This is a genomic window from Prosthecobacter fusiformis, from assembly GCF_004364345.1.
Lineage (GTDB): Bacteria > Verrucomicrobiota > Verrucomicrobiia > Verrucomicrobiales > Verrucomicrobiaceae > Prosthecobacter > Prosthecobacter fusiformis.
Map to the genome: position 1 here is coordinate 261,018 of NZ_SOCA01000002.1, position 26,875 is coordinate 287,892.

General features: G+C 57.3%; 26 protein-coding genes. 11 read left to right on the plus strand and 15 right to left on the minus strand.

Going from position 1 to position 26,875, the window contains the following annotated elements; translation table 11 throughout:
• Positions 1-37: 37 nt before the first annotated feature.
• From EI77_RS07025 to pyrF, 4 genes are all read right to left on the minus strand, one after another.
• On the minus strand, positions 38-589 hold the full coding sequence (locus EI77_RS07025) for a YraN family protein (protein WP_166647093.1): 552 nt from the start codon (positions 587-589) through the stop codon (positions 38-40).
• A complete protein-coding gene (surE, locus tag EI77_RS07030) occupies positions 586-1,281 on the minus strand; it encodes a 5'/3'-nucleotidase SurE (RefSeq protein WP_133794091.1) in 696 nt (231 codons plus the stop codon). Before surE ends, EI77_RS07025 begins: the two co-directional genes overlap by 4 nt.
• 61 nt (positions 1,282-1,342) lie before the next feature.
• Positions 1,343-3,148: a bifunctional lysophospholipid acyltransferase family protein/GNAT family N-acetyltransferase gene (locus EI77_RS07035; RefSeq protein ID WP_133794092.1), complete on the minus strand. Its 1,806-nt coding sequence runs from the start codon at positions 3,146-3,148 to the stop codon at positions 1,343-1,345.
• A gap of 93 nt (positions 3,149-3,241) precedes the next feature.
• The gene (pyrF, locus tag EI77_RS07040) at positions 3,242-3,994 is read right to left on the minus strand and encodes an orotidine-5'-phosphate decarboxylase (protein ID WP_133794094.1); all 753 of its coding nucleotides are present in this window, start codon (positions 3,992-3,994) and stop codon (positions 3,242-3,244) included.
• Positions 3,995-4,068: 74 nt separating this feature from the next.
• Here pyrF and purE point away from each other — a divergent pair, with 74 nt between their 5' ends.
• A complete protein-coding gene (gene purE / locus EI77_RS07045; RefSeq protein ID WP_133794096.1) occupies positions 4,069-4,569 on the plus strand; it encodes a 5-(carboxyamino)imidazole ribonucleotide mutase in 501 nt (166 codons plus the stop codon).
• Positions 4,570-4,794: 225 nt separating this feature from the next.
• Here purE and EI77_RS07050 read toward each other — a convergent pair whose 3' ends face one another.
• A complete protein-coding gene (locus EI77_RS07050) occupies positions 4,795-5,676 on the minus strand; it encodes a LysR family transcriptional regulator (protein ID WP_133794098.1) in 882 nt (293 codons plus the stop codon).
• On the opposite strand from EI77_RS07050, the gene EI77_RS07055 reads away from it, so the two are divergent.
• The 4 genes from EI77_RS07055 (at position 5,675) to EI77_RS07070 (ending at position 11,657) form a co-directional block, all read left to right on the plus strand.
• Positions 5,675-7,339 carry a proton-conducting transporter transmembrane domain-containing protein gene (locus EI77_RS07055; protein WP_133794100.1) on the plus strand — a complete coding sequence of 555 codons (1,665 nt, stop codon included), beginning with the start codon at positions 5,675-5,677 and terminating at the stop codon, positions 7,337-7,339. The two genes, EI77_RS07050 and EI77_RS07055, sit on opposite strands and share 2 nt — an antisense overlap.
• 19 nt (positions 7,340-7,358) lie before the next feature.
• Positions 7,359-9,860 (plus strand): YbcC family protein, encoded by a 2,502-nt coding sequence (locus tag EI77_RS07060; RefSeq protein ID WP_166647094.1) that lies wholly within the window; start codon positions 7,359-7,361, stop codon positions 9,858-9,860.
• Between the two features lie 88 nt (positions 9,861-9,948).
• Positions 9,949-10,275: a hypothetical protein gene (locus EI77_RS07065; protein ID WP_133794104.1), complete on the plus strand. Its 327-nt coding sequence runs from the start codon at positions 9,949-9,951 to the stop codon at positions 10,273-10,275.
• 239 nt (positions 10,276-10,514) lie between these two features.
• Positions 10,515-11,657, plus strand: coding sequence for a 5-(carboxyamino)imidazole ribonucleotide synthase (locus tag EI77_RS07070; protein ID WP_133794106.1), 1,143 nt, complete (start codon positions 10,515-10,517; stop codon positions 11,655-11,657).
• Positions 11,658-11,858: 201 nt separating this feature from the next.
• Here the strand turns inward: EI77_RS07070 and EI77_RS23965 are convergent, their stop codons facing one another.
• The gene (locus tag EI77_RS23965) at positions 11,859-12,221 is read right to left on the minus strand and encodes an RNA recognition motif domain-containing protein (protein WP_133794108.1); all 363 of its coding nucleotides are present in this window, start codon (positions 12,219-12,221) and stop codon (positions 11,859-11,861) included.
• Between the two features lie 230 nt (positions 12,222-12,451).
• Here EI77_RS23965 and EI77_RS07080 point away from each other — a divergent pair, with 230 nt between their 5' ends.
• The gene (locus tag EI77_RS07080; protein WP_208300295.1) at positions 12,452-13,480 is read left to right on the plus strand and encodes a tRNA dihydrouridine synthase; all 1,029 of its coding nucleotides are present in this window, start codon (positions 12,452-12,454) and stop codon (positions 13,478-13,480) included.
• Between the two features lie 95 nt (positions 13,481-13,575).
• Here EI77_RS07080 and EI77_RS07085 read toward each other — a convergent pair whose 3' ends face one another.
• The 5 genes from EI77_RS07085 to EI77_RS07105 all read right to left on the minus strand — a co-directional run bounded on the left by EI77_RS07085 (position 13,576) and on the right by EI77_RS07105 (position 20,070).
• On the minus strand, positions 13,576-14,112 hold the full coding sequence (locus tag EI77_RS07085) for a ferritin (RefSeq protein ID WP_166647095.1): 537 nt from the start codon (positions 14,110-14,112) through the stop codon (positions 13,576-13,578).
• 121 nt (positions 14,113-14,233) lie between these two features.
• Positions 14,234-14,848 carry an arginine-tRNA-protein transferase gene (locus EI77_RS07090; protein ID WP_166647096.1) on the minus strand — a complete coding sequence of 205 codons (615 nt, stop codon included), beginning with the start codon at positions 14,846-14,848 and terminating at the stop codon, positions 14,234-14,236.
• A 107-nt stretch (positions 14,849-14,955) separates the two neighbouring features.
• Complete coding sequence (gene pstB / locus EI77_RS07095; protein ID WP_133794114.1) at positions 14,956-15,729, minus strand: phosphate ABC transporter ATP-binding protein PstB; 774 nt, start codon at positions 15,727-15,729, stop codon at positions 14,956-14,958.
• Between the two features lie 139 nt (positions 15,730-15,868).
• Positions 15,869-17,689 (minus strand): ABC transporter permease subunit, encoded by a 1,821-nt coding sequence (locus EI77_RS23755; RefSeq protein ID WP_243838711.1) that lies wholly within the window; start codon positions 17,687-17,689, stop codon positions 15,869-15,871.
• Positions 17,689-20,070 carry an ABC transporter permease subunit gene (locus tag EI77_RS07105; protein WP_133794115.1) on the minus strand — a complete coding sequence of 794 codons (2,382 nt, stop codon included), beginning with the start codon at positions 20,068-20,070 and terminating at the stop codon, positions 17,689-17,691. Before EI77_RS07105 ends, EI77_RS23755 begins: the two co-directional genes overlap by 1 nt.
• A gap of 622 nt (positions 20,071-20,692) precedes the next feature.
• Between EI77_RS07105 and EI77_RS07110 the strand changes: the two genes are divergently transcribed.
• Entirely contained in the window at positions 20,693-21,304 is a 612-nt protein-coding gene (locus tag EI77_RS07110; protein WP_133794117.1) for a superoxide dismutase, read from the plus strand.
• 214 nt (positions 21,305-21,518) lie between these two features.
• On the opposite strand, the gene EI77_RS07115 is transcribed toward EI77_RS07110, so the two are convergent.
• Complete coding sequence (locus tag EI77_RS07115) at positions 21,519-22,580, minus strand: phenylacetate--CoA ligase family protein (protein WP_133794119.1); 1,062 nt, start codon at positions 22,578-22,580, stop codon at positions 21,519-21,521.
• Between the two features lie 160 nt (positions 22,581-22,740).
• On the opposite strand from EI77_RS07115, the gene EI77_RS07120 reads away from it, so the two are divergent.
• Positions 22,741-23,166 (plus strand): hypothetical protein, encoded by a 426-nt coding sequence (locus EI77_RS07120; protein WP_133794121.1) that lies wholly within the window; start codon positions 22,741-22,743, stop codon positions 23,164-23,166.
• Positions 23,167-23,231: 65 nt separating this feature from the next.
• On the opposite strand, the gene EI77_RS07125 is transcribed toward EI77_RS07120, so the two are convergent.
• On the minus strand, positions 23,232-23,774 hold the full coding sequence (locus EI77_RS07125) for a glutathione peroxidase (protein WP_133794122.1): 543 nt from the start codon (positions 23,772-23,774) through the stop codon (positions 23,232-23,234).
• Between the two features lie 130 nt (positions 23,775-23,904).
• On the opposite strand from EI77_RS07125, the gene EI77_RS07130 reads away from it, so the two are divergent.
• The 3 genes from EI77_RS07130 to smpB all read left to right on the plus strand — a co-directional run bounded on the left by EI77_RS07130 (position 23,905) and on the right by smpB (position 25,683).
• Complete coding sequence (locus EI77_RS07130; protein ID WP_133794124.1) at positions 23,905-24,870, plus strand: sugar phosphate isomerase/epimerase family protein; 966 nt, start codon at positions 23,905-23,907, stop codon at positions 24,868-24,870.
• Positions 24,871-24,969: 99 nt separating this feature from the next.
• Positions 24,970-25,179 (plus strand): DNA-directed RNA polymerase subunit omega, encoded by a 210-nt coding sequence (locus EI77_RS07135; RefSeq protein ID WP_133794126.1) that lies wholly within the window; start codon positions 24,970-24,972, stop codon positions 25,177-25,179.
• A 39-nt stretch (positions 25,180-25,218) separates the two neighbouring features.
• Positions 25,219-25,683: an SsrA-binding protein SmpB gene (smpB, locus tag EI77_RS07140; RefSeq protein WP_133794128.1), complete on the plus strand. Its 465-nt coding sequence runs from the start codon at positions 25,219-25,221 to the stop codon at positions 25,681-25,683.
• 148 nt (positions 25,684-25,831) lie between these two features.
• Here the strand turns inward: smpB and EI77_RS07145 are convergent, their stop codons facing one another.
• Positions 25,832-26,254 carry a secondary thiamine-phosphate synthase enzyme YjbQ gene (locus tag EI77_RS07145; protein WP_133794130.1) on the minus strand — a complete coding sequence of 141 codons (423 nt, stop codon included), beginning with the start codon at positions 26,252-26,254 and terminating at the stop codon, positions 25,832-25,834.
• 49 nt (positions 26,255-26,303) lie between these two features.
• On the minus strand, positions 26,304-26,873 hold the full coding sequence (locus tag EI77_RS07150; RefSeq protein ID WP_133794132.1) for a hypothetical protein: 570 nt from the start codon (positions 26,871-26,873) through the stop codon (positions 26,304-26,306).
• Between the last annotated feature and the right edge of the window lie 2 nt (positions 26,874-26,875).

The window sequence follows — 26,875 nt, forward strand, 5'->3', positions numbered from 1 at the left end:
CGGGTAGGCTTTGCGATGTCAAAGCAGGAAAGTGGGCTCATCTCCCGGCCAGCACCGCATCCGGCATCGTGAAGGCGTTTTCGATGACGTTGATTGCCGGCACCTGCCCAGGGGTGAGGACGACCTCCACGATGTCGAATCGGTAGGCCACCTTGGGGTTTTTCAGCAGCCGCAGCCAGGCCAGGGCACCTCGTTGGAGCAGGCGGCGTTTTTCCGCATTCACCGCATCTGCCGGGCGTCCAAGGCTGGTGTGCGAGCGGGTTTTCACCTCCACAAAAGTCAGCACCTGACCGTGCCGGGCCACGATGTCCAGTTCCCCACCGAAGAGACTGTCGTGGTTGCGTTGCAGGATCTTGCGCCCGCGCCTGCGCAGCCATTTGGCAGCCAGGATTTCTCCTGCGATGCCCACTTCCGCATACGTCAGGCGATGGCCGAAAAGAATGGGCTGGTAGGGAGATCGCAGCCTGACATGCCAGCCCAGGGACCGCCGACGCAACCACGGCAGCAGGCGCCGCCGAATGCCGGGCAGGCGTAGAAAAGGCTGCCAGAGACCACCCTGGCGTGGGGGATCCTCCGGCAGTGATTTCATACTTTCAAACGGGAGACTGTGATTTTGCCGCCGAAGCATTCATCCACATCGGAGCCGGGGATGCGTGGCCTCTTGGAATACTGCGCCGTGTATTGATACTGGCCTTCTGCGGTCATTTCGTAATTCACATCCAACGGCATCCGCTCAGGGATGCAGCGGACCATTTCAGGCATCGGCAGGAGCCCGGGGGCGTGGTGGGGAAAGTTCACGTTCCAATACTCGCCATCATGCAAAAGCTCTCCGGATAACCGCGCCATGATCTCCGTGACCCAACTGGCGATGCGCGGCCAGTCCATCGCCACTCCTTTGACCAAATAATGGGAAAAAGCCATCGCCGGGATTCCGTGATAGGCGGCCTCCCGTGCCGCTGCGACAGTGCCAGAAATAACGATGTCCTGCCCCAGATTTCCCCCGGCATTCACTCCTGAAAGTACCCAGTCTGGCTTCAAATCCAGCCCGAATAGGGCGATGCGTACGCTGTCTGCCGAAGGGCCGCGCACAGCCCAGCGCCCTTCTCCCCGTGGCTCCACCACCAGGGGCTTTCGCGTGGTCACACAATGCCCGCACATGGACTGCTCATCAGCCGGGGCGACGATGGAAACACGCGCGCCGGGCACTGCGGCGACCGCTTCAGCCAGTGCCTTAAGGCCGGGTGCGTCGATGCCGTCATCATTGGTCAGGAGGAAATGCATGCCCAGAGTATGGGCAGTTTATCCGGCCGTGCATCTCTATTCCGCCGGGTGAGGTCACGGCTCAAGCCGCCGCATGCCGGGCCAGATAAGTCCGGCAGTTTTCCTCACCCATGTACTTCGCCAGCAGCTTGGGGTCCGTTTCGGTCAGATCCACCAGGATCAGCCCATCAATGACGGAGGAGAAATCCTTGTCCACATTGAAGCTCAAAATGGTTCCGCTGAGGCGCAGGTAGTGCTTTAGCAAAATAGGGATGCCTTTGCCATCCGTCTCCACGCTGGAGATCAGGGCGGAGCAGTCATCCACATCCTGGAGATTCGCGCTGATGAATTCCCGCATCAGTCGTCGTGTGCGCAGGTAGCGGAAGGGATTGCGCGGTTTCACAAAACTGGCCAGGTCCTCATGCAGGCAGTTTCCCTGGAGAAACTCCACCATCATTTTTTGGCTCAGGCTATCGTAATCCCGGCTGATGCTCACCGGCCCGAAGAGCTTTTTATACCCCGGATTTCTCACCATCCAGTGAGCGATGCCCTTCCACAGCAGAGGCAGGGAGGAGAGGTTACGCTGGTATTCCTTAATGATGAAACTGCGGCCCATCTCCACGGCGCTTTCCAGATGAGCCAGGAAGGGTTTTTCAAATTTGAACAGGGTGCTCGTATAAAGCCCCTTGGGGCCATACTCACGCAGGATGATGTCTGCCCGGCCTAACCGATACGCCCCGGCGATCTGCTGCTTGTCCTCATCCCAGAGGAACAGGTGCTGATAGTAGCGGTCGTATTTATCCAGGTCCACCTCGTTACCGGTGCCCTCGCCCACCGCACGGAAGGTCAGCTCACGCAGTCTGCCGATCTCCTGCAACGTGTCTGGGATCTCATGGGAATGGGCGGCATAGACGCTCAGATTTCCCTGGCCTGTCAGGCGGCCACCACGCTCATGCAGGGACATTACCTCATTCAGGATGCGCTCCCGGTGCTCGGCTGCCAGCACGCTTTCACGGGTGGAATCCAGGCTTTCTATAGCCGGTGCAGTCTCTGCCGTTTTGCGGCGGTTGGCCAGGATGAAGGTATGAATGCGCAGGTATTTAGTCAGCGCCTCATCGTCCTCAAACTTGCGCAGCTTGGAAAACGCGATGGGACTGCCCACCCGCATCTCCACACGGGTGTTGCGTTTGTTGCAGAATTCTCTCAGCAGCAGGCCAGTGCGCAGACGTGGATGCAGCAGGCCTGCCGCATGGAAAAGGGAGCTGTTGCTGCCAGGAAAATAGACCGGCAGCACGGTGGCCTTGCTGCGTCGTACGAGGGAGCCCACATGGGTGCTCCACACAGGCTCCTGCAGGCCGGTGCCAGGTTTGTAACCAGCCACTTCACCGGCCGGGAAAATCACTAGCGCGCCCCCTGCCTTCAGGTGCTTGATCGCCTCTTTCATCGCACCCAGGTTGCTGCGCGCAGCCTCTTCGCCGCCAAAGGGATTCACCGGGATGATGTGCGGGCGCAGGGCAGGGAAGGCAGCCAGCATGGAGTTCGTCATCACCTTCACTTCCGGGCGGTGCTGAGCGGCATAATGGGCCACCAGCACCGGGTCCAGAATACCATAGGGATGATTGGCGATGATGATCAGCGGCCCGCTCTGGGGAAACTCAAAGTCTGCAGCCGTCTCCACATCGCCCGCCGCATTCATCGTCTTCAGTACCGATTCAAACCACGAGTGGCAGGTCTGGCCTTCAGGATGTGTCTTTTGTAGATCACAGGCACCGTTATAAATTTCATCCAGCCCTCGCAACCCCAGTCCCCGGTCCAGAAGGGGACCCAGCACACGGTAGGCGCTCCGCTGCAGCGGTGTGCGCAAATAGTCACGAAGATCGAGAATCATTAAAGATGGGATACCTGCCAAACTTGCGGTGCCATCAGGCTGCGCAAGGAGAGAATTCGTGCCCTTCTTGTCACAAAAGAGCACCGAATACCTTTAACCCAGAGCTTCCTGGATCCGCAATTTCCAATCCGCTGCGATGGTCCCAAAGCTACAGGATTCCTGGTGATACATAATCCCCCGTGAAACATTGACCAGAAGGGGTGCCTTGCGCCCACTGCCTTTGAGGGCTGAAAGGTCCCCTCCTTGGGCACCGAGACCGGGGATAAGCAGCGGCACATCCGGCGTCTTGGACAGCACGTTTTCCGCCGCATTCGTGAGACCGATCACCAAGCCTACCTGGGGGCTCGCCTGGGTCATATCCGCCACCAGTTCGAAGACCTTGCGGTCACCCGTCGGCTGCAGTTCGATGTCCACCGCACCGGGGTTGGAGGTCACCCCCAGGAGGTAGATACCCTTATCCGGATACTTCAAAAACGGTTCCAGCGTGTCCTTGCCCATGTAGGCATTCAAAGTCACGGCATCCACGCCATAGGCGTCATACGCGGACTTGGCATAATAGCCCTGGGTCTCCCCAATATCCCCACGCTTCACATCGAAAATCACGGGGATGTCATTCGGAATCTCTTTGAGCACCTGGGATAAAATTCGCATACCCTTCCAGCCCATCGCTTCGTAGTAAGCGGAGTTCGGTTTAAAGGCGGCTGCATGGGCTGCTGTTTCTTCGATCACCTTGATAATGAACCGCTTGGTGCTCTCATCCGCCTGATCCATGCGCACATCTAGGCCCACGCACAGGTTCGATCCCGTAGTGGCGATTCTTTTTTCCAGTTTCTCGCGAAAAGTCATGACCCCTTATCATGGAAAGAAGACACGATTTTGGCAAATGGTTGCAGCCTTGTTTTCTCCGCGCTAGTTGCGTGATGAGTTCACCCCTTGTCGGCATCATCATGGGATCCAGTTCAGACTGGCCCACCCTGGAAAACGCAGCCCGCGTGCTGAAAGACTTTGGCGTCCCTTTCGAAAAGAAGGTCGTCAGCGCCCATCGCACCCCTCAGTTGCTGTATGATTATGCCACCACCGCCCAGGAGCGCGGGTTGAAATGCATCATCGCCGGTGCCGGCGGTGCCGCCCATCTGCCCGGCATGACCGCCAGCATGACCACCCTGCCCGTGCTCGGCGTGCCTGTGCAGAGCAAGGCCCTCAGTGGGGTGGACAGCCTTTATTCCATCGTCCAAATGCCCGGCGGCATTCCCGTGGCCACCTTTGCCATCGGCAACGCTGGAGCCCTCAATGCCGGCCTCTTCGCCATCTCCATGCTCGCTAACGAACAGCCCGAACTGGCCGAAAAATTAAAAGCCTTCCGGGAGAAGCAAACCGCGAAAGTCCTGGAGAGCCAAGCGGAGATCGAAAAGGAGGCGTGAATGAAAGTGCTCAGTTTGATGAAATGACTAAGTCGTTAAAAATGGTTATGGTAGCGCTGCCAGGATGCAAAGCCACCTGACACGAAAGGGTGCCACTGACAAACCTACATACATCGTTATAGCCTCCAAGAAAATTCACAGCTCCGCTGATGTCGTTCCAGTTGTTCCACAGCAGTAACGAAATCGATTGTAGCAAACACAACATGACGATCTTTATGCAGATCGTCATCGCTTCTTCTTAACCATCAGCTCCCGCAAAATCGCATTAGGGAAGCGGCGACTTGGGGTGATCGCGTAGAAGGTCTCTTTGATTTCAGGGAACTTATGCCTTTCCACCAGAGAACCGCTTTCCAATTCGTCTTTGACGACCACGGGCGGCACGAGAGTTACTCCTTTCGATTCACGGGCCATTAGGCGCAGCATCGCCATGTCATCCACTTCGGCGGCGATGATAGGGTGGATGCCGGTTTGATCCATGAGCACGTCAAAAGCCGCGCGAATACTACTTTCGAGGCTTGGGAGCACGATGGGGACGGTACGCAGATCATCGGGAAAGCGGAAGGGCTTCATCCCTCGTGTTTTGTGGCCAACGAGGCTAACTGCTTGCTCGTCCAGCAGATGACTATGCCAGCCTGTTTCCTTATCGCGTCGTACAGGCGTATTTGACAGCACGACATCAAGCGTGTGGGTCTGGAGTTGCGCTAGAAGCTCTCGCAGAGTCCCTGAGTGGATGATCAGTTCTAAATCATCACGCTTGATGAGCGGACGCAGAAAGTTCAATTGGAAATTCCGCGAGAGATTGGATGCTGCGCCCACTCGCAGAAAGTCACGGCTGTGTCCTGCGCGGTTTTGCATTAAATCAATGAGCTCCTCACCGCTGCGGAAGATGGAATCTGCATACTCCAAAGCTATGCGGCCAGCCTCAGACAGAACGAGCGCTTTGTGCTTTCGTTCGAAGAGCTGCTGACCAAGATTTTTCTCCAAACTACGGAGCTGCACACTGAGCGCCGACTGCGAGATTTTTAAATGCCGCGCTGCCTTTGTGAGACTTCCCTCATGCGCGATAGCGCGAAAGTAGCGGAGGTGGTGGTAGTTCAAAAATGCCATGAATTCTCGCTTTTACCAAAGCGAACGATTCTTGGCAAAACATGAATTGGAGGGAAGTGAGAAAACAGCCAGAGCTTTGAGTGTCAAATCCACTCTCCCTATGAATCACCTTCCGCTGACGACTCCCGCTCTCCTCGAAGCCTATGAATGGATCACACCGCTGCTACTTCTTGCTGTGCTCGCAGTCTCCATGCTCCTGCGAGATGGAAGACAGGCAGCGGAGGGCGCAGCCGGGGTGGCTAGGCTGTTTTTTGCCGTTGGATTGATGTTCTCTTTCGGCGTCATGCTCGCGGGGCCGATGCGCATCGAATTGGCAGCTTGGGGACCAGCGAGACTGGCGCTACTAGTCGATCCGCTATCCGCGCTAATGCTCGTGCTGGTGAGCTTCCTCGGCGTTGTGGTAACGCGTTACGCGATTAACTACCTCGACGGCGATCCTGGGCAGGCGCGGTTCTCACGCTGGTTGGTGCTGGCACTCACGAGCGTGCTGGCACTGGTGCTGTCCAGCAATCTGCTAATGTTTGCCGCCGCATGGATAGCAACGAGTCTAAGCCTTCATCAACTGCTCACCTTTTACCGCGAGCGTCCTGCGGCAGTGATGGCGGCACGGAAAAAATTCGTCATCAGCAGACTTGCGGATGCGTCCATGATCACCGCGCTGGTGCTGGTGTGGCACGGGCATGGCACTTGGGAGTTTCATGAGTTGTTTGCTAATCCAGCGGGACCATATGCAGGTTTGCTAGCTGGTTTCCTCGTCTTCGCGGCGATGCTGAAATCCGCGCAATTCCCCTTCCATTCATGGCTGCCGGACACACTTGAGACACCCACGCCGGTCTCCGCTCTGATGCACGCAGGCATCATCAATGCAGGAGGCTTCCTCATAGTGCGGCTGAGCCCGCTCGTCACGCAGTCACCAACGGCTCTGAACACGCTGGCGTTGTTCGGGGCCTTCACGGCTCTCTTTGCCAGTGTGATCATGATGACGCAGACGAGTATCAAGAAGTCGCTCGCATGGTCCACTGTGGCGCAAATGGGCTTCATGATGCTGCAATGCGGCCTCGGTGCCTTCGCACTGGCAATGATGCATATCGTGGCGCACTCGCTCTACAAAGCACATGCCTTCCTGAGCAGTGGCAGTGTGGTGAATCTTGCTAAGTCCGCTTGGACACCGGTTGGGCGACCGTCAGCGCACCCGCTGGTGGTGCTCGGCTCACTCGCAGTTTCCACCCTGATGGGTTTTTGTTTCGCAGCAGCACTTGGTGTCACTTTGCAAAATGATCCGGGCACCATGCTGCTCATCGCAGTTTTCATCATGGCGATGGCGCATCTGCTCTGGACACTGTGGAGTAGCAGCATGAGGCAAAGGCTTATCCTGCGCGGGCTTGGCATCGTCGTGGCGGCCACGACAGCTTGCTTCGCGGTGCATGCCGGGTTTGAGCACCTGCTGGCCGCCAGTCTGCCTGCTTATGCGCCGATACGCAGCGGTGTAGAGCATGCCGTGATGATACTCGTGGCACTGCTCTTCCTCGCTGTGCTCATCTTCCAGTCCCAACTGCCAGCCTGGGCCGCACGCCCGGCCTTTGCGCGGCTCTACGTGCATGCCAGTAACGGCTTTTATATCGGCACGCTTTTCAACCGGATCACAGGCAAATTTCTCTTCTGATCACACGCATTCCCATCTCATGACCACTCCCCTCACCGAGTTACCTGAAAGAATCGTCCAGAAACCCGTCGTCGCAGCGCTGGAAACACCGAATTTTCTCAAGCTCGCCCGTCAAGCCTGCCTCCGCATCTCGCCGCTGTGGCCGCTGCAAAGCTTTGTGGCCGTCAATCCCTTTGTCGGCCTCGTCGGCAAGCCGTTCACCGATGTCTGCAATCTCATGCAGAGAGTCACTGGTGAGAGCATGCTCATGAGCGTTGAATACTTCCGCCAGCAGTTTGCCAGCGGGCGCCTTACCTCGCAAGACCTCGCCGAGGCGGTCACGCGCTCAAAGTCTGACCTCACGACCACGCAGTTACTTGCCTGGCTGAAGAATCCCGAGCCACAGCCGCACATTCGCCTGCAAAGCATCGCCGACATCGCCACCACAAAGTTTCAGCGAGACTGGAGCGGTCTCGTCACTGAGGAGATCTCCAAGTGGTGCGCCGCTTATTTCGACGAAGGCCAGTCTGTCTGGCGCATTCCTTGGAAGAAGCTGCCGCTCTTCACCGCATGGAAACAGGCCGCCGAAATCGACGCCACACCTGAAATGCTTGGTTTCAATGGATTTCGCAGTCTCGCTGCCGGGCTTCCGAAAAACGCAGCTGAAGCCATCCCCGCGCAGCTAGATATACTTGGCATCTCCCCCCTCTGTGCGGAGGAATATCTTCACCGTCTGCTCATGACGCTGCCCGGCTGGAGCAGCTATGTGCAGCATCATGTGCGGGACAAAGCCATGCGCGGCACACATGACGAATCACTGCTGGACCTCCTCGCTGTGAGGCTGGTTTTTGAAGTCGCTCTTTTGAAGCAGTTCGAATCCGTTGGCATCCGCGAACATTGGCTCAACGGTCTCAATGGCCAAAAGCCCGGCTTTAGCCCGACCACGCAAAAACAGCTTCTCTGGCACTGCGCTCTCGAAATCAGCTTCCAGCGCGAGCTTTGCAACAAGCTAACGCGAGCCGCACAAAACCAAACGAAGACCAATCACGAACGCCCAATCGTGCAGGCCGTATTCTGCATTGACGTGCGCTCAGAGGTCATGCGTCGCTCCCTGGAGTCCGCTTCCCCAGGCATTGAGACACTCGGCTTCGCGGGCTTCTTTGGTATGCCGATCGAATATGTGCCATTCGGACAAAGGCACGGTACCTTACAGCTTCCGGTGCTCTTCTCGCCGAAGTATCGCGTGCGCGAGCATCTTCCACATGCCACTCCAGAGGAGGAGAAGCATGCCCGCAGTCAGCTTCAGCTAGGACGCCGCGTCTTACACTCCTGGAATGCCTTCAAAACTTCCGCAGTGAGTTGCTTCAGCTTCGTCGAAGCTGCTGGCATCGGCTTCGCCTGGAACCTTGTCAAAGACAGCTTTCAACTTGGTAGCAGAAAGGATGCTCACTTCTGTCATTCCTGCGCCGCCCCGAATCTGCATCAACATAAACGCCTCGCGCATGATCCAATGGACACACACACCGAGGCGGGCATTCCGCCTGAAGATCAAATACAGCTGGCTCTCGGTGCGCTGAAAAACATGGAACTTACTTCAAACTTCGCACGGCTTGTCATGTTCTGTGGTCATGGCAGCAACACGACCAACAATCCGTATGCTGCTGGACTCGATTGCGGTGCTTGTGGGGGGCACGCAGGCGACTCTAATGCCCGCGTCGCGGCCGCCATCCTCAATCAAAACGCTGTCCGCACCGCCTTGCAGCGACACGGAATCTTCATCCCAGAGGACACCTGTTTTATCGCGGGGTTACACGATACCACGACGGATGATATTCGCATCTTTGATACCGATTGCATGCCGTCCTCTCATGAAACTGATCTGCATCAGCTTCAACTCTGGCTAGATCAAGCTACGCATTACAATCGGCAACAACGCGCAGCCAGTCTCGGCCTCGCCAGCGCCGAGGAGGTAGATCTCAAAAAGCTCATCATCAAGCGCAGTCGCGACTGGTCGCAGGTACGGCCCGAGTGGGGTCTCGCTGGCAACGCCGCCTTTATTGCCGCGCCCCGCGAGCGCACGCGGAGCCTCAACCTCCACGGCCGCGTCTTTCTTCACAACTACAGCCATACCGATGACAGCACGAAGAGTACGCTCGAACTCATCATGACCGCGCCAATGGTCGTTACGAACTGGATCAACTTGCAATACTACGCCAGCACAGTGAACAACCGCCTCTGGGGCAGCGGTAACAAAGTTATTCATAATGTCGTCGGCACCTTCGGCATCCAGCAAGGCAATGGCGGCGACCTTCAGACCGGCCTGCCGCTGCAAAGCGTTCACAATGGCGAAAATTGGATGCACGAACCCCTGCGCCTGAGCGTCTTCATCGAAGCTCCTCGAGGCGACATCGACATGGTGATAGCGAAGCACGAAGGCGTAAGCCAGCTTGTGGACAATGGCTGGCTGCATCTATTTTGTATTGAAGATCAAGGACGCTTGATTTTGAAAAGGCAGGCTTGTGGCAGTTGGATAACCGCCTGAGCATTGATTGTTAGACCTGTGGCTTCTCTAAATTTCGGCGATTGATTTTACCCAATGGCACAAATGGAAACAGGGCAGCGGCCTCTACATGCTCTCGCGCTGCAAACTGCGCCGCTTGGGCCTTGACACCCTCGCCCAGGAAAAACTCGAAGCCATCCGCAAACGCTGCTGCGACCTGTCCATCTACGTCAAAGAAGTCAAACAACGCTTCAGTCGCTGGTTCAATAAACGCCGTGGAAGGCGCGGCACCTTGTGGATGGACCGCTTCAAAAGCGTGATGGTCGAATGCGGCGGCGAAGCCTTGCGGACGATGGCCGCCTACATTGATCTGAATCCCGTCCTCGCCAAGCTAATCGATGATCCCAAAGACTACCGCTGGTGCGGCTATGGCGAAGGCAGCCGGCGCGCAAAATGATGCCGCCATTACAATGACTCTCTTCGATCCTGCAAAATGATGCAATTTTGTGCTATACACAGCACCCGTCTGACTATGGTAATCGCTTGATTCCCACGGATTTCGCTCGTGTGGAAAGCCAAGTCATTCATTCTGAACGAATTAAAATCCTCCCAATCACCCGTCATAATCTTCTATCCCCGAGCCTCTTGTCCCGAGACTGCTGGATGAGCACCACCTCCGGCTTCGCCCCACTTTCCATGTCCTTTTCTCCCTTTCTTCCTCCTTCCACGATTGGCATCCTCGGCGGTGGTCAATTGGGCCGTATGCTGGCTTTAGAGGCGCGGCGCAGCGGCTATCGAGTGGCTGTTTTTACGGATGAACCGCCGGGCTGCCCGGCGGGTCAGTTTGCGGATGTGGAAATCAATGCGGCTTATGACGACACTGCGGCGCTGGAGCGTTTCCTTGCTCAGGTGGATGTGGTCACGGCGGAGTTTGAAAACATTCCCGATGCCTGCCTCCAGGCGGTTGAGGCGGTGAAGCCGTTGCGCCCAGGTCGCAAGGCGATTTATACCACCCAGCATCGCGAGCGTGAAAAGCTCTTCCTTCGGGAGAACGGAATCGCCTGCGCCGGGTTCCGCATTGTCGAAACCCTGGAGCAGCTTGAAACAGCCGTGGCTGAGCTGGGCCGTCCCTGCGTCATCAAAACCGCCGCTTTTGGTTACGATGGTAAGGGGCAGGCGAAGGTGAATACAGATACGGATCTGGCCACTGCTTGGCAGCCCTTTGAAGGTCATCATGCTGTGGTGGAACAGTGGATCCCCTTTGTCTGTGAAGTTTCCGTGGTCGGTGCACGCAGTGTGGATGGCCGTATGGCGGTGCATGGGGTGGTGGAAAACCAGCATGCGCATCACATCCTGGACGTCTCTCTGGCACCTGCACGCGTCAGCCCTGAGATCGCTGAGCAGGCGCTGGAACTCTGGGAAGCTGTGGCTACAGGATTGGAATACGTCGGCACCATGGCGGTGGAGCTTTTTGTGACGGCGGAAGGTCGTGTGCTGGTAAACGAGGTGGCCCCGCGTCCTCATAACAGCGGGCATTACACGATTGATGCCTGCGTGACTAACCAGTTCCAGCAGCAGATGCGCGCCATTTGCGGCCTTTCATTGGGAGACCCCACCCAGCATACCCCTGCCGTGATGGTGAACCTGCTCGGTGACGTCTGGCCGTCTGAGCATGTCCATCCCGACTGGTCTCCGATCCTGGGGCATCCTCGTGCCAAGCTGCACCTATACGGTAAGGCCAGCGCTAGGGCTAAGCGCAAGATGGGACACTATACGGTGCTGGGGGATAGCCTGGACGAGGCCCTGGATAGTGTTACGCAGCTCCGGACACGGTATTGATCAACTCCCTGTCCCGCGACTGCGGGATCCGAGTGATGCGATCCAGGGATGGATGTCTATGGATAGTTAAGTTTGCCTTTCACCATTCGCATCACTCGGAGAGTGATGGGTACTGTACTGGCCGCAAAAAACCCGTATTCCTCAAGCGGTGACGCTCAAGCAATACGGGTTCGAAAACAGTTTTTAGGCTGTCAGCAGAGATTAGTAGCGACCGCCGCCGCCACCACCACCGCCGCCGTAGCCGCCACGGCCACCGCCGCCGCCGCCACCACCACGATTGCCACCACCACCACCGCCGGAATAGGCAGGACGGTCTTCTTTCGGGCGGGCTTCGTTGATGGTCAGAGCGCGACCACCGAAGTCTTTGCCATTGAGAGCTGTGATCGCTTCATTCATGGCCATTGCGGAATCCATGGTCACGAAAGCGAAACCACGCGGGCGACCGGTGGCATGATCCATCGGCAGGTGCATATCGGTCACAGTGCCGTAGTCATTGAAGAGTGCACGGAGTTCGGACTCCATAGCAGTGAAGGGCAGGTTGCCCACATACATTTTGGTATTCATAACGTTAACTTGATTACCGTTCCCCCTGACGGGACACCGACCAAGCTCCGTTATCGGATTTCAGAACATCACTGAATCCAAAGAATCACCTGATGAACAACTTAGCATAGCCTTCACCAGGGTAACTTGCGATGTGAGGTTCGTCCGCTTCCTGGCAATAGCAAACGATAGTTGTCTTTGTTTCGCGGCTCCGGCTTGACGGGCAGGCTCTCTGCACGCAGGCGTGGCAGGTGCGCAGTCTTCTTCCCAGTCATCGTCCGGCCCTCGTCCTCGCTCCTATGCAGGACGTGACGGATCTGCCGTTCATGCGGCTCATCGCCCGCTACGGTGGGCCGGATCTTTTCGTCACTGAATACTTCCGTGTTACACCCGATTCGAAGTTGGACGCCACCATTCTGAAATCCATCACCGAAAACGAAACGGGTATCCCCGTCATCGCGCAGATGATCGGCCAGGACATCCCGGCTTTGATCCGCACGGCTAGGCAGTTGGAAAAGTATCCTGTGGCAGGCATTGATCTCAATCTGGGTTGCCCGGCCCCAGTGGTCTGCCGAAAGGATGCGGGTGGTGGCCTGTTGCGCCAGCCTGCCCGTGTGGATGAGATTGTGGGAGTGCTGCGGGATACCATCCAGGGGCGGTTTACGGTGAAATGCCGCGTGGGCTTTGCCGAAAAGACGGAGTTTCCACGGCTTTTGGAGGTCTTCCGAAAACATGCCATCAATGGCCTGACCGTCCATGGGCGTACTGTCCGGGATGCTTATAAAACGGCCGTGCATCCAGAGTGCGTGGCCATGGCGGTGCAGGCGATGGCTTGCCCGGTGATCGCGAATGGCAATGTGGTGGATGTGCCCACGGGGCTCGCCTACCTGCGCCAGACGGAAGCGGCGGGTCTGATGCTGGGGCGTGGGGCTATCCGTCATCCGTGGTTGTTCGATGACCTGCGCGCGCATTGGGAAGGGCGGAGCGTGCGGAGGCGGACAGGCCGTGACATGCTGGAATACATCCAGGCTCTGTATGACATGACGGCCGCCTTTCATCCGCACTTTGAGACGAACCTGCATGTGCAGAAGATGAAGCGCTACATGGTGTATATCACCACCGGCATTGCTGAAGGTCAGCTAGAATACCGCATCCGCCGGGTGACCAGTGAGCCGGAGTTCTTCGCCGCCTGTCACGAATACCTGGATAACGATGAGCCGCTGCCTTTACGCCCCCCGGAAGCCTCCAGTGTCTTTTGCGGCTTTGCGGAACTGAAGTGATGCTTTGCATCTGAGTCTGTTCACGCGCGAGTTCATCATGATAAGACCGGTCCTGGCGCAAGGCCGGGACCGGTCTGGTCTAACTTTAAGTGTGATTACTTGCCGTGGCCGTGGCCGCCGTGACCGCCAGATCCTGTCGGGCTCTGGCGTTGGGCTGCTTCGCGGTCCAGGACCAGCAGGCTGGCTGGGTCTGTGCCGGCCAGCTTCAGGCGGTCCAGCATGTCACGTACAGTCTTCTCTTCTTCGATCTGCTCATTGAGGAACCAAAGCAGGAGGTTCTTGGAGGAGTGGTCCTTCACCTGTTCAGCCACATCATAGAGGTCATTGATCTGCTGGGTGACGAGCTGCTCCTGCTTGAGGCTGTGCTCAAAGACATCAATTGGGGATTCGAAGACGGCCTTTGGCTGGGCGATGGGCTGGAGCACCACGACGGCATCACGGTCCACCACGTATTGGTAGAACTTCAGCGCGTGCATGGTTTCTTCACGGCTCTGGTTAAACATCCAGCTCGCAAAACCCATGTAAGGGGTCTGCTCGAACCAGGCTGCCATGGCCAGGTAAACATAGCTGGAGGACATTTCGTTGTTGATCTGCTCATTGAGCAGTTGGGTCAGTTTTGGATTCAGGATCATAATTGTATTTCTGGTAAGGGTGGTTCGGTGAATACAAAAGGCATAACGAACGCAACGCAAGGAATGGATGGTAGGTACCCTCTGATGTTGATGCGAATCAGTAGCATGAAAGCGCTCCAGTTCATGCATTCAGGCGGCTTTGGGGCATCCAGACCCCGCATTCCCAGTCGAGGTATTCGAGGCCGTGGAGTTGCTTTTTATAATCGTATGGACTGGGCTCTGCGGTGGCATAACCCGGGTAATAATATCGGCATCCGATAGAATGGCTGTACTCTATTTCCTTGAGCATGGTGTAAGTGCCAAGGCTGCGGTCCGAATGATCCGGCTCAAAGAGTCCATAGACCCCGGAAGTGGAGTTGAGCCCCACATCCAGATAACTGATGGCGATGAGATCCTCTCCCAAATGCACGCGACATTCCACACAAGGGCAGGGGATGGTGGCGGGAGATTCCGAAAGGAAGGTATCCAGATCATCGGGCACCTGGCTGGTGAACCGGGCCTTGTGACGCTGGAACATGAGGCTTGCCTGTGGGGAGTGGCTGGCGGGTACAAACTCGCAATGGACGTCCTCATTCTTCCGCAAGACGCGGCGCTGGCTTTTGCTGAGTTTAAACTTTTCCAGGTCCAGCCGCAGGGGGGTGATGGTGCGCGGGGCATCCTCATCCATGGAGATGCTGTACCGGAAGAAAGTGATACCAAAGTGACGCCAGCCGGACTCCCATAAACGGTCCATCATCTCCGGCGGTACGAAAGCGCATTGGAAGGCCTGATCAAGCATCTGTGACACCTGGGAACATAACCCAAGAGTGCGGTGCTGGAAACGGGTTGTTGAAGGGGTCGCCGTCAGCTGAATTTGCCACGGACGTAGGCTTCCGTCTGGGGATCTTTGGGGGTGATGAAGAGCTCCAGGGTGGGGCGGAATTCGATGAGCTGGCCGAGGTAAAAGAAGGCAGTCTGGTCGGCGCAGCGTTTGGCCTGCTCCATGTTGTGGGTGACGATGACGATGGTAAACTCCTGTTTGAGCCCATGCATGAGTTCTTCGATCTTCAGTGTGGCCACGGGATCCAGAGCGGCACAGGGCTCGTCCATGAGGAGGATCTGTGGGCGGTTGGCGATGGCACGGGCGATGCAAAGACGCTGCTGCTGGCCACCGGAAAGGCCAAAGGCACTTTCATGCAGCTTGTCTTTGACCTCATCCCAAAGAGCGGCACCGCGAAGGCTTGTCTCCACCACTTCATCCAGCTCGCTTTTGCCGTTCCGCCCTGCGACACGGAGGGAGAAGATGACGTTCTCGTAGATGCTCTTGGGGAAGGGGTTGTACTTTTGGAAGACCATGCCCACACGCTTGCGCAGGGAGATGACTTCCACATCGGGATCGTAGAGGCTCTGGCCGTCAATGAAGATATCGCCTTCGTGTTTGATGCCGTCCACGAGGTCATTCATCCGGTTGATGTTGCGGAGGAGTGTGGTCTTGCCACAACCGGAAGGGCCGATGAAAGCGGTGATTTCTTTTTCCGGGATGTCCAGACTGATGTTGTGCAGGACCTGCTTGGGGCCATACCAGAAGGAAAAGTCGTCCACCTTGATGAAAGCAGGGCTGGGAGGGGGCGGGGACATGAGGGAGGAGAATAGGTGCTTGAGTGCTCAGTTCTCAGTGCGCAGCGCACAAGCAAAGAGAAGCATAGCTTAACGTTTTAAACTGAGGACTGCGCACTGAGAACTGAACACTGAAAGGTCTAATAAATCTGACGGGCGGCTAAAATGCGCTGGCCTGATACTTCTTCCGCAGGCGGGCGCGAATCTGGATGGCGGCGAGGTTGAGAGCGACGACGAGGAGGATCAAAAGCAGGGTGGTGGCAAAGACCATGGGCTTGGCACCTTCAGAGTCTGGAGACTGGAAACCAAGGTCGAAGATGTGGAAGCCGAGGTGCATGAATTTGCGCTCGGCATGGATGAATGGCCAGGAGAGATCCAAGGGGAGAGAAGGGGCCAATTTGACCACACCGGTGATCATCAGCGGGGCGACTTCGCCTGCGCCACGGGCCATGGCCAGGATGACGCCGGTCATGACGCCGGGGAGTGCGCTGGGCAGGACGATGCGCTGGATGGTCTGCCACTTGGAGGCTCCACAAGCCAGGGCGGCTTCACGCACGCCACGTGGAACGGCCACGAGGGCTTCCTCGGTGGCGACAATGACCACGGGCAGAGTCATGAGGGCCAGGGTGAGCGATGCCCAGAGGATGCCGCCTGTGCCGAAGGTGGGGGAGGGCAGGCTGTCGCTAAAGAAGCCATGAAAATACGGGCAACGGGCGACGGTGACGATGACCAGGAAGACACTGGTGATCCAGAGCAAGCCTTCCACCTTGTGCAGCAAGCGCTGGCGTTTCTGCTGGGTGGGGATGGCGGTGCGGTTATGAGTGGAAAGGTAAACGGCGATACCGATGCAAGCGATGGCACCGAATCCAGCGGCGAACCACCAAGAGGGTGCCATGGGATATTGGACGCCGCCGTCGATAAACCCGCCAACCCCATAGACAAAGAAACCCAGGCCGAATACGCCGAATACGATAGAGGGCACGCCAGCGAGGTTATTGACGCAGATACGGACGATCTGGACCATCAATCCCTGGCGGGCGTATTCCCGCAGATAGATGGCGGCGATGATGCCAAAAGGGGTGACCATCACTGCCATGAGCAAGGTCATGACAAAGGTGCCAAAGATGGCGGGAAAGATACCGCCTTCGGTATTCGCCTCACGGGGTTCAGCCAGGAGGAATTCTCTGATGGCATGGAGGAATACTCCGGTGCGGCCAAAGATGCCAATGTCATTCGGCAGGTAAAAATGCAGGATGTCGCCGACGTTTTGTGTGCGCTCCTCCCCGGAGGCCAGTTGGTAAACCAGCTTATCCGCCGTCTGGGCGGTGCGGAGCTTTTGAGCTTTGTCGGCCAGGGTTTGATAAAGGGCCTGCTCCTCAGCAATTTCAGCCTTCACATCTTCCGTGCGGGAGCGGATTTCCAGCCGCTTCATTCGCGCGTTGATGTCACCGATCTGGTGTTTCTCGATCTTCAGGATCTCCGCCCGGCGGTCATTGCCATCCTGGATGAGGCGGCTGAATTCAGACGCGAAGTTTGCCGCACTGCCTGCTACCTTGGTGCCATCGGCCAGTTGCAGCTCGACGGGGGTGAAAACGGCATCGCCGTATTCCATGCGCTCAGCCACATAGATGCCTTTGGCATCGCTTTGAGAAAGAATGTCCTCGGCATTGATGAAGCGGAAGGCTAGGTTGTAGGCGTCTTTGTTGCCGGTGAAGATCTGGTGCTCGGTGGCGAAGCTGCCATCCGGTTTGCGCCGCTGCTGGGTCTTCACCAGACTGCCGGCGATGCGGGTTTCTTTATCGCCTTCACGGATGGTGAAAACGGCCACGCGGTCCGGCCAGAAGACGGACAGGCCGTTCATGGCGATGAGCAGCAGGAGGCCGCTGATCATGATCAGGCCAATGGTGAGTCCGGCGGCGGTGAGCCACACTTTGACCTCGCCTTTGGTGCGGGCAGGCAGTTTGGGAGTCGCTTCGGGCATCAGACGATTTTGAATTTTTCGCGCAATTTCTGGCGCATGACCTCAGCCACAGTGTTGAGGACGAAGGTCATGGCAAAGAGGACGAGGGCACCGAGGAAGAGGGTACGGTAATGAGTGGAACCTTGGGCGGCCTCGGGCAGTTCGACTGCGATATTGGCAGAAAGGGTTCTCATGCCGTTGAAGGGATTCCAATGATCGGCCAGGGGAAACTGGCCGGAGCCGATGCCGAAGTCGCCAAAAAAGAAGTTTCCTGATTCATCAAAGAATGGAGTGTTACCGGTGGCCATAACCACAACCATGGTTTCTCCGACAGCGCGACCGAGACCGATCATGATGGCGGAAAGGATGCCCGCCGAGGCGATGGGCAGGACAACCGTGCGGACGACCTGCCAGCGTGAAGCGCCCAATGCCTCTGACGCGGAGGTGAGGGAGGGGGGAACGTTGGAAAGGGCATCTTCAGCGATGGTGAAGATCACCGGGATGACGGCAAAGCCCATCATGAAGCCGATGACGAGGCAGTTCCGCTGGTCATAGGACATGCCCGTGAAACGGGGCCACCACATGCGGAAGTCGGCAATCTGTGAGCCGTCAGGCATGGTGGCGACAAAGACGGCTTTTTCAAGGGCAGGCCCCAACTGCCAGCCGACCCAGGCGAAGAAGATCATGACAGGGGCAATAAGCAGGTATTCGGTGCCTTTAGGAAGACGGTTGCGGTGGGCGATGGGCAGGCGGCCCCAGAGGATGCCCAGCAGGCTGGCGGAAATGGGGATGGAGATGACCAGCAGCAGGATGGACGGGACGCGGTTCTCGATGAGCGGGGCCAGCCAAAGAGCGGCAAGGAAACCGAGGACAACGGAGGGCAGGGATGCCATGATTTCCATGGCCGGTTTCACCACTCGCTTCATACCGGGGGCCAGGAACTGGGAAGTATAGATGGCTGCCAGAAGTGCGATGGGCACGGCGAAAAGCATGGCATAGAAAGTGCCTTTCAGGGAACCGATGATGAGGGGAACCAGGGAGAGCTTCGGCTCAAAATCATCCGTACCACTGGTGCTCTGCCATTCATACTTAGGCTTGGCAAAACCTTCATACCACACCTCTCCAAAGAAGGCGCTGATGCCAGCCTCTGGATGCGGGTCGCTGATTTCATACAGGTGCATGGTGCCCTTAGTATCCAGGAAGCCGAGGTGCTCAGCCTTGGCATCCATGGCGACGGAGACGGATTCAAAAGGCAGGTCCACCTGACGGCGTACGCTGGCGGTAGTGGCATAGCAGAGGGCGCATTCCCGGGCATTGCCGACGAGGAACGATTTATTCCGCTGGCTGGCCCGGTAATAGGTGATAGGGCCGTAGATCGGCTGGAACTCCTTGGTCAGGCCGAAGAGGCGGGTAGTGCCGCCTTCAGGAACAAAAAGGCTGAAGATGCGTACCTGCCCCTGCTCATTGTAGCAAACCACACTGACCTGCCCAAAGAGGTAATCCACACCCGTGACCTGCCCGCCATCGAAGGGCTTGAATCGCTGGCGTAGCTCCCAGCCGCTGCTGAGGCGGTAAAAGTAGAGCACTTCCCCAGCATCCGTGAGGGTGAGGAGGCTGTCGGCAGTGCCAGCAACAAGCACGTGACGGGGAATGGCGCCCGCGAGCAGGGCGGTGAGGTCATCACGGGCATCGATCTCCGTTTTGCCTTTGCCCATGAGGCTCTTTTTCTGCTTCAGGCTGAGGGTGGTGATGACGCGGCTGCCCCCCACCTCCTGGATGGCGGCAAAGAGTTTTTTATCCCCTGAGTCCGCATAGTCCATGTCCAGGACTGGGGCGGATACTCCTTCGCGCAGGGGCAGCAGCGGCTCAGCACTGACGGAAGGTTTGACGATTGAGGAACCTTTAGCCTGGTATTCAGAAAGGTAGCTAACGTTGACAAAACCGACCTCACCGCTGGACGTGCCGATGACCACCCGGCCTTTGAGCGGATCATGACGTTTGGCAGTGACCAGTGTGCCTGCGGGCAGACCGGTGGGGAGGCGCTGGGCATTTCCACCTTTGGCAGGCTGGAAAACGACATCACTGCCACCATCATAATAAAAGGGAAGCTCTGACCATTCGTCCATGCCGACGACGGCTCCTGCGGGAGCGGCGAGGGCGACCTTGGTCTTTTCTTCGATCCTGGCTCCCTGGAACAAAGGCGCGATCTCCAAGGCGATGAAGGCGAAGATGCCAAACACGGCAACGATGATGCCTATGCCGCCAAAGACAATGGCGGAACTCATGAAGCGGTCCCAGCGGAGGGTGCCTTTAGAGACGATGAAACGCTCTGGGACGGGACGTGGGGACCCCTGGGCGCTGCTGGTCGTGGGGGAATGAGCGTCTGAGGGACTGGGTGACATGTCTTGGGGAAAATCAGGTCCTCACCAGACCTGAACTGCTAGAAAGGCGGAGCCAGGTTCTTTTGCAAATGACAAAAATGACGCAAAGGTGACGGAAGTGTCACATTCACTAGCTTTGTATTTAAGAGAAAGATACAGGTTTATCCAGTGATCACAGTTCTGTTGCCAGCGGAACAAACTTGGGGATGGGGAAAGGGTTGTATTTTTCCCCATTTGGGGATTTTTGGCCATTCGGTGTTGATAACCAATGATAGACGATGGGGATTTGCTTCCCCATAAAATCCCCACGTTTCCCCATGGGGAAATCCAACCCCGGTTATTTTGGAGGCGAAACTGGAGGGGGCCGACCATGGAATGCAAACACAGAAGCAATGACAATATCCGATATGGGCGACTGAGACGCAAGGGGCTGGATTGGCACTTTGGCGATGAATGCGAATTGCAGAGGCGCAAAAGCGGGGTGGTTTTCGAAGTGTGAATGAGAGGCGCTGCTGACGTGAGGGCGAGTTTGTCCGCGCCTCTTTGGATGTGTCCTGTTTTTTCAAGAACAGCTTTGGCACCTTCCTCTTGCTCTGTGCCGTATCGCCCTTTACCTACCTGACTCTAACCCAAACCAAACATTATGGCTTATACACTGCCCGCACTCCCTTACGAAAAGACGGCGCTCGAACCGCACATTGACGCCGCCACGATGGAGATCCATCACGGAAAGCATCACAACGCCTATGTGACCAACCTGAACGCCGCCATCGCTGGCAAGGCGGACATTGAATCCCTTTCCATCGAAGACCTCTGCAAAAACATCAGCTCCGTGCCTGCCGACATCCAGGCTGCGGTGCGTAACAATGGTGGTGGTCATTTCAACCACAGCCTGTTTTGGAGCATCATGGGCCCTGGCGCCGGTGGTGAGCCAACCGGTGAACTGGCTGAGGCCATCAACGCGGCCTTCGGCAGCTTTGCGGCCTTCAAAGAAGCCTTTGCCAAGGCTGGTGCGACCCGCTTCGGCTCCGGCTGGGCATGGCTGGTGTTGAAGGACGGCAAAGTGGCCGTGACATCTACACCGAACCAGGACAACCCGCTCATGGACGGTAGCGGAACGCCAATCCTGGGCTGCGATGTCTGGGAACACGCCTACTACCTGAAGTATCAGAACAAGCGTCCTGACTACATCACCGCCTGGTGGAATGTGGTGAACTGGACGGCTGTGGCAGACCTCTTCGCCAAGGCTAAGTAAGTTGTCTCTTTTGAAAGCGGGGCTGTCGCGAGGCAGTTCCGCTTTTTTGTGGTTATTTGGGGCGGTGTTTGAGAATCGTACCAAGCTGGCGAATTTGGAGCAGAGGCTTGGCGAGCTGAAGCACTGGAGTCATTGGGCTCCGCCTGTTTCAGGTAACCGTTTCCAAAAAAAAGCCCCACCTCCTCGGGGGAGATGGGGCGGGAGGCAGCGGGGATTAATAGACGCCTTCGACGATGGTCTTTTCCATGGCACCGAAGGGGCGGACATCGGCGACTCCATCCCAGGAGTAAGGTGCACGCGGGCGGCGGCGCATGGCTTCATCACGCTCAAGGAAACGAGGCATGAAGAATTCCTTGGTCAGGGTGGTCAGTTCTACACGGCCCCAGGTATCGTAATCGACGACGGTGGAGGTGTTTTTAGGATCCACCACACGCAGGACGGCGCGGGGCTGCGGGGCGTAATAGGTGACGGAGAACTGGTCTTCCGGCGTGATCGGCACGCTGGCGGCGAGGCCCATGAGGGTGTTGCCATAGGTGGGGTAAAAGCCGATCTGGCCTTCCAGCACTTCTTCCACCATGAAGCGGACATATTGTGGAGTCATGGTGGTGCCGCCGACGAAGGCACCGCGAATGCCTGCGGCATACAGGTCCACTTTTTCAGCCAGGGCTTCGAGCAATTTGGGTGTCGTGAAGAGGCCGGTGACTTTACGGTTCTTCAGGATGAGGGTGGCCTGGTCCACGACGTGGTCCATGTATTGGCGGGCGACATCGAACTGCTTATTGGAGATGAGCTTCTTCACGAAGCGGGGATCCAGGTCGATGAAGTAGCAGGAACTGCCACGGAAATTGGCCAGATGCTCAATCGCCAGGCGGAGGCGGCGGGGGCCGGTGGGGCCGACCATGAGCCAGGCACCGCCAGGGGGAAAGTGATCGTCACTGATTTTACCGCTGAACTCTTCGTAATCGGTTTTGTAGTCGTTCCAGCCGATGCGCTGCTTTGGCATGCCGGTGGTGCCGCCTGTTTCAAAGATGTTGAAGGGCTTGCCCTTGAAGGCGGCGGGGACCCAGACTTCGGGCTGGAGGTCACGCAGATTTTCGTCCTGAAAGTGGTCGAACTTGGCGATGAGATCGGCGTAGCTATTGACGACGCCACGAGGGTCAAAGTTCTTTTTTGCCCAGTCGAGCCAGAAAGGGCAGCCTGTTTCTGGGCTGAAATGCCACTGGATGGTTTCGCGGACTTGCTGGTCGAGTTGGGCTTGGGCTTCTTCAGGGGTCATGATGAGGGAGAGAAAAGAGGGCAGTGGTGGGAGCAGTCAAACGAAAGCTGCGGCCCGTCCCTTTCTACGTCTGGCGAGAGAAGTTTGAATACAATGCATTGCAATAAGTCCAAAAAGGGCCTGTCATGCGATTAACTGACAGGATTCAGTCCCTTTAACCATGAAAACTCCCTCTCTCCTCCTGGCCTTGGTGCCAGCCCTGCTTCTGACTTCGTGCTATGTCACGCCAGTGGGCGGACCTTACAGCACGACTTCCGGAAGCTACCGCACGCCGCCGCGTCCGGGCAGCAGCTATGACAATCACCGTGGGCATGATCATGACAATGATCGCGATCGCCGTGACAATGACCGCTATGATCGCGACAACGATCGCTATGATCGTGACGGAAGAGACCGGGATGGTCGTGATCGTGATGGCCGTGGCCCCTCCAGCAGCTACCGTGGCCCTGGCGGCCCAAGTGGTGCGATGGCCCTGCCAAGTGGCACACGGCGTGTGAGCCATGGCGGCAATACGTACTATACCAATGGCAGTTCGTGGTACCGCGCTTCGGGCTCCGGGTATATCCGTGTTTCCCGCCCGTATTGAGTTGTCTTTTGTCTGAGCTTTTGGGGCGCGCGGCCATGGGCTGCGCGCCCCTTTTTTATTAAGCGTTACTTCTTAGCAAGGGCGTCTTTGATGGCCGTGGTCACGGCGATATCATCTGGCTTGGTTTTTGGCTCGAAACGGGCAAGGATTTTGCCATCGCGGCCGACGAGGAATTTGCCGAAATTCCATTTCACATCGCCAGGGAAGGGGGAATCTTTGCCGCTGAGCTCCTGATAAAGGGGATGCTTGTCCGCACCTTTGACGACGACTTTGTCATACATGGGGAAGGTGACGTTGTATTTGGTGGAGCAGAATTCTTTGATCTGCTCATTGGTGCCGGGCTCCTGGCCACCGAAGTCATTGCTGGGGAAAGCGAGAACGGCGAGGCCTTCTTTTTCGAACTCCTGATGGAGGGCCTGGAGCTCGGTGTATTGCTTGGTGTTGCCACATTTGGAGGCGACATTGACGATGAGCATGACCTTGCCCTCATAAGGTTTCAGGGTGGTGTCTTTGCCATCAATGTCCTTGAGGGGGACATCATACAAGGAGCCTGCGGAGGCTGAGGTGATGAAGGCGGCGAGCGCGAGGAGTGAGTGAAGTACTTTCATGGGCAGACAGAACGCCTGGAGGAGGGGCAGGGTTTCACGGATTCATCGCTGGGCAGTGGCTAAAGAGGGATTTGGGAAGGAAAGAGATTGCCAGATGGACGGGTTTCGTTTGAACTGACTTTCTAAAATCATGACCACGCGCACCCCCTCACGCCGCCAGTTTCTCCAGATCGCCGCCAGTGCCCTGGCTGCCTCCGCCACAGGCCTGCGGGCAGCCGACAAAGAGCCGCTTTTCAAAATCTCGCTGGCTGAATGGTCGCTGAACAAGGGGATGTTCAAGCGGGAAGGGGCGGAGCCTTTGGAGCACCTGGATTTCTGCAAAATCGCCCGCAGCCTGGGCATTGAGGGTGTGGAGTATGTGAACCAAATGTTCGCCGATAAAGCCGGGGACAAGGCGTATCTGGAAGACATGAAAAAGCGCCAGGACGGTGAAGGCGTGAAGGGTCTGCTGATCATGGTGGACCGCGAAGGCAACCTGGGCGATCCCGATGATGCCAAGCGGGCGACGACGGTGGAAAATCACCTGAAGTGGCTGGATGCGGCAGCTCTGCTGGGCTGTCACAGCATCCGTGTGAATGCGGCCAGCGACCCTAAACTGAGCTACGATGAGCAGGCCAAGCACGCGGCAGCGGGACTGCACGCGCTGTGTGTGGAGGCGGACAAACGCGGTCTGTATGTGGTGGTGGAAAATCACGGTGGCCTGTCCAGCAACGGCCTGTGGCTGACCGGGGTCATGAAATTGGCAGACCATGCACGAGTGGGCATCCTGCCGGACTTTGGCAATTTTTATACGGACCGGAACAAAGGGGAACTGTATAACCCCTACAAAGGACTTCGCGAATTCATGCCGTGGGTGAAGCAGGGGATGAGCGCCAAGGCCTATGACTGGGATACGGGTGCGGGGAAATTTTATACTGAAGACCGTCGTGAAGGACGTGAGATGACCCTGGACTTCCAGCGCCTGATCGAAATCGTGGTAAAAGCAGGGTATAAGGGCTACATCGGCATTGAATACGAAGGTGCGAAGCACACGGAGATCGAGGGTATCAAGCGGACCAAGCAGGCCCTGGAAGAGTTGCGCGCGGCGATGAGCTGATTCTTGAGTGACGAAATTCCCGCTTGCCAGGCTCTAAACACCCCCTACAGTGGGTTTCCCCCTGTGCTCAGTGGAGCGGGGGCAACCCTGCAAACTCTGATGAAAGCTGAACTCGTTGAACAAGCCCTCGCCGTCGTCAAAGATCCGCCGATCCTGATCAACATGGTCTCGAAACGCGTGAAACAGCTCACTTCTGGCCGTGCTCCTCTCGTCGAGCGCCGTCCTGGTCAGCGTGAAGCCGATACTGCCCTGCTGGAAATCATCCAGGGCAAGATCAAGGCTGAGTATCATGTGGTGGCTGAGGCCTAACGTTTTTTCGTCGGCAGGTTCGCCTAGCCGCTCCGGCTTATGACCACCGACGAAATCGCGACGAATCGCAAGGCGCTCCGGGATTTTCATATCCTTGAGCGTTATGAAGCGGGTGTGGAACTCCGGGGAACGGAGGTGAAATCCATCCGCCTGGGCAAGCTGAATATCAGCGATGCCTTCGCCCGTGTGGAACGCGGGCAGGTCTGGCTCTACAACATGGATGTGCAAATCTATGAAAAGGCCAGCTTTAGCCAGCATGAACCGCGTCGTACCCGGCGGCTGCTGTTGCATAAAAGGGAGATCCTGAAGCTTTTCGCCCATACCCAGCAGAAGGGGCTGGCCCTTCCAGTGCTGCGTGCTTACTGGAAAGATTCACGCGTGAAGATCGAGATCGGCGTCGGCAAAGGCAAGACGAAGGGTGACCAGCGTGAGGATCTGAAGGAGAAGGCTGTGAAGAAGGAAACGCTGCGGGTGGTTTCCAGCTTTAACCGCAAACATGGTTAGGCTGGTGGGGGGAATGGGGGTTTCGAGACTTCGGGGAACCACGCCCTGGCGGGCGCAGCCACACGAGCATCACGCCCTGGCGGGCGCGGCCACAACACAAGCCACCACGCCCTGGCGGGCGCGGCCACGTGAGAGTGCTGCCTTGGGGCTATGGGTCGCCGACGATGCTGATGACGATGCTGCGGGTGTGGGGGGCGCGGCGGTGCTCGAAGAGGAAAATGCCCTGCCAGGTCCCGAGGGCGAGGCGGCTGTTCATGACGGGAATCACTTCGCTGGTGCGGGTGAGGACCATGCGCAGGTGGCTGGGCATATCGTCTGGCCCCTCATGGGTGTGGACGAAGTAAGGGGTGTCTTCGGGGACGAGGTGATCGAAGAAGCTGTGAAGATCCGTCCGGGCGGAGGGATCGGCATTTTCATAGATGACCAGGGAGCAACTGGTGTGCTGAACGAAGATCGTGGCCGTGCCGGTGCGGATGCCGCTGCTGGCGATGATGCGCTGGCATTCAGCGGTGATCTCATAGGTGCCTTTGCCACGGGTGCTGAGGCGGAAACTTTCGGCGTGGGCGGACATGGAAAGGGTGCGTTGAAGTGGGGACGCGGAATCTGCAGCAGTCAGTGAATCAGAGCATCAAACCGAGCAAGACTTCGCGTACTTGAGCCCGCCATTTGGAGAGATAGGCGAGGCGGGCCTGGATGCCCTGGAGGTCGGCCCAGACGGTAGAGTCTGCTTCGGTGACACGCGTATCGTAGATGCCAAGTTTGGATTCGATCTGCTGCCAGAGTTCATCAATGCGGAAACCGAGTTCTTCGAGGGATTCGCGCAGTCGCATTTCCTCGCTGGCAAGGAGCGCGCGGGCGAGTGCGGTGGAAGCAGACTGTTTCTTTTTGATGCAGGCGGCACCGGCTTGCAAAAGGGGGCCGAGCTTTTCAAAGATACCCATCAAGGCGGCATCCAGGGGGACGGCACGCCAGGGGGTATCCGAGTGTTTTTCGATGAGATGCTTGAGCCGGGTGACGGGTGACTTGAGAGTCTCCAGAGCGGCATTTAATTCAGCGCTTAAGTGGGTATCACCGCCAGCCTGGTCCGGATGGGCACTGCGCGTGGCGGTAAGGTAGGCGGACTGTAAGGTTTCCTCATCCAGAGCGGCACGAGGGGGAAGGCCGAGGAGGGCAAAGGCATCGGCAGACATGA

What these genes read in the sequence shown, in the direction of transcription:
- EI77_RS07025 (WP_166647093.1), bottom strand. Translation starts at nt 589, where the DNA reads ATGAAATCACTGCCGGAGGATCCCCCACGCCAGGGTGGTCTCTGGCAG.
- surE (WP_133794091.1), bottom strand. Translation starts at nt 1,281, where the DNA reads ATGCATTTCCTCCTGACCAATGATGACGGCATCGACGCACCCGGCCTT.
- EI77_RS07035 (WP_133794092.1), bottom strand. Translation starts at nt 3,148, where the DNA reads ATGATTCTCGATCTTCGTGACTATTTGCGCACACCGCTGCAGCGGAGC.
- pyrF (WP_133794094.1), bottom strand. Translation starts at nt 3,994, where the DNA reads ATGACTTTTCGCGAGAAACTGGAAAAAAGAATCGCCACTACGGGATCG.
- purE (WP_133794096.1), top strand. Translation starts at nt 4,069, where the DNA reads ATGAGTTCACCCCTTGTCGGCATCATCATGGGATCCAGTTCAGACTGG.
- EI77_RS07055 (WP_133794100.1), top strand. Translation starts at nt 5,675, where the DNA reads ATGAATTCTCGCTTTTACCAAAGCGAACGATTCTTGGCAAAACATGAA.
- EI77_RS07050 (WP_133794098.1), bottom strand. Translation starts at nt 5,676, where the DNA reads ATGGCATTTTTGAACTACCACCACCTCCGCTACTTTCGCGCTATCGCG.
- EI77_RS07060 (WP_166647094.1), top strand. Translation starts at nt 7,359, where the DNA reads ATGACCACTCCCCTCACCGAGTTACCTGAAAGAATCGTCCAGAAACCC.
- EI77_RS07065 (WP_133794104.1), top strand. Translation starts at nt 9,949, where the DNA reads ATGCTCTCGCGCTGCAAACTGCGCCGCTTGGGCCTTGACACCCTCGCC.
- EI77_RS07070 (WP_133794106.1), top strand. Translation starts at nt 10,515, where the DNA reads ATGTCCTTTTCTCCCTTTCTTCCTCCTTCCACGATTGGCATCCTCGGC.
- EI77_RS23965 (WP_133794108.1), bottom strand. Translation starts at nt 12,221, where the DNA reads ATGAATACCAAAATGTATGTGGGCAACCTGCCCTTCACTGCTATGGAG.
- EI77_RS07085 (WP_166647095.1), bottom strand. Translation starts at nt 14,112, where the DNA reads ATGATCCTGAATCCAAAACTGACCCAACTGCTCAATGAGCAGATCAAC.
- EI77_RS07090 (WP_166647096.1), bottom strand. Translation starts at nt 14,848, where the DNA reads ATGATGGACCGTTTATGGGAGTCCGGCTGGCGTCACTTTGGTATCACT.
- pstB (WP_133794114.1), bottom strand. Translation starts at nt 15,729, where the DNA reads ATGTCCCCGCCCCCTCCCAGCCCTGCTTTCATCAAGGTGGACGACTTT.
- EI77_RS23755 (WP_243838711.1), bottom strand. Translation starts at nt 17,689, where the DNA reads ATGCCCGAAGCGACTCCCAAACTGCCTGCCCGCACCAAAGGCGAGGTC.
- EI77_RS07105 (WP_133794115.1), bottom strand. Translation starts at nt 20,070, where the DNA reads ATGTCACCCAGTCCCTCAGACGCTCATTCCCCCACGACCAGCAGCGCC.
- EI77_RS07110 (WP_133794117.1), top strand. Translation starts at nt 20,693, where the DNA reads ATGGCTTATACACTGCCCGCACTCCCTTACGAAAAGACGGCGCTCGAA.
- EI77_RS07115 (WP_133794119.1), bottom strand. Translation starts at nt 22,580, where the DNA reads ATGACCCCTGAAGAAGCCCAAGCCCAACTCGACCAGCAAGTCCGCGAA.
- EI77_RS07120 (WP_133794121.1), top strand. Translation starts at nt 22,741, where the DNA reads ATGAAAACTCCCTCTCTCCTCCTGGCCTTGGTGCCAGCCCTGCTTCTG.
- EI77_RS07125 (WP_133794122.1), bottom strand. Translation starts at nt 23,774, where the DNA reads ATGAAAGTACTTCACTCACTCCTCGCGCTCGCCGCCTTCATCACCTCA.
- EI77_RS07130 (WP_133794124.1), top strand. Translation starts at nt 23,905, where the DNA reads ATGACCACGCGCACCCCCTCACGCCGCCAGTTTCTCCAGATCGCCGCC.
- EI77_RS07135 (WP_133794126.1), top strand. Translation starts at nt 24,970, where the DNA reads ATGAAAGCTGAACTCGTTGAACAAGCCCTCGCCGTCGTCAAAGATCCG.
- smpB (WP_133794128.1), top strand. Translation starts at nt 25,219, where the DNA reads ATGACCACCGACGAAATCGCGACGAATCGCAAGGCGCTCCGGGATTTT.
- EI77_RS07145 (WP_133794130.1), bottom strand. Translation starts at nt 26,254, where the DNA reads ATGTCCGCCCACGCCGAAAGTTTCCGCCTCAGCACCCGTGGCAAAGGC.
- EI77_RS07150 (WP_133794132.1), bottom strand. Translation starts at nt 26,873, where the DNA reads ATGTCTGCCGATGCCTTTGCCCTCCTCGGCCTTCCCCCTCGTGCCGCT.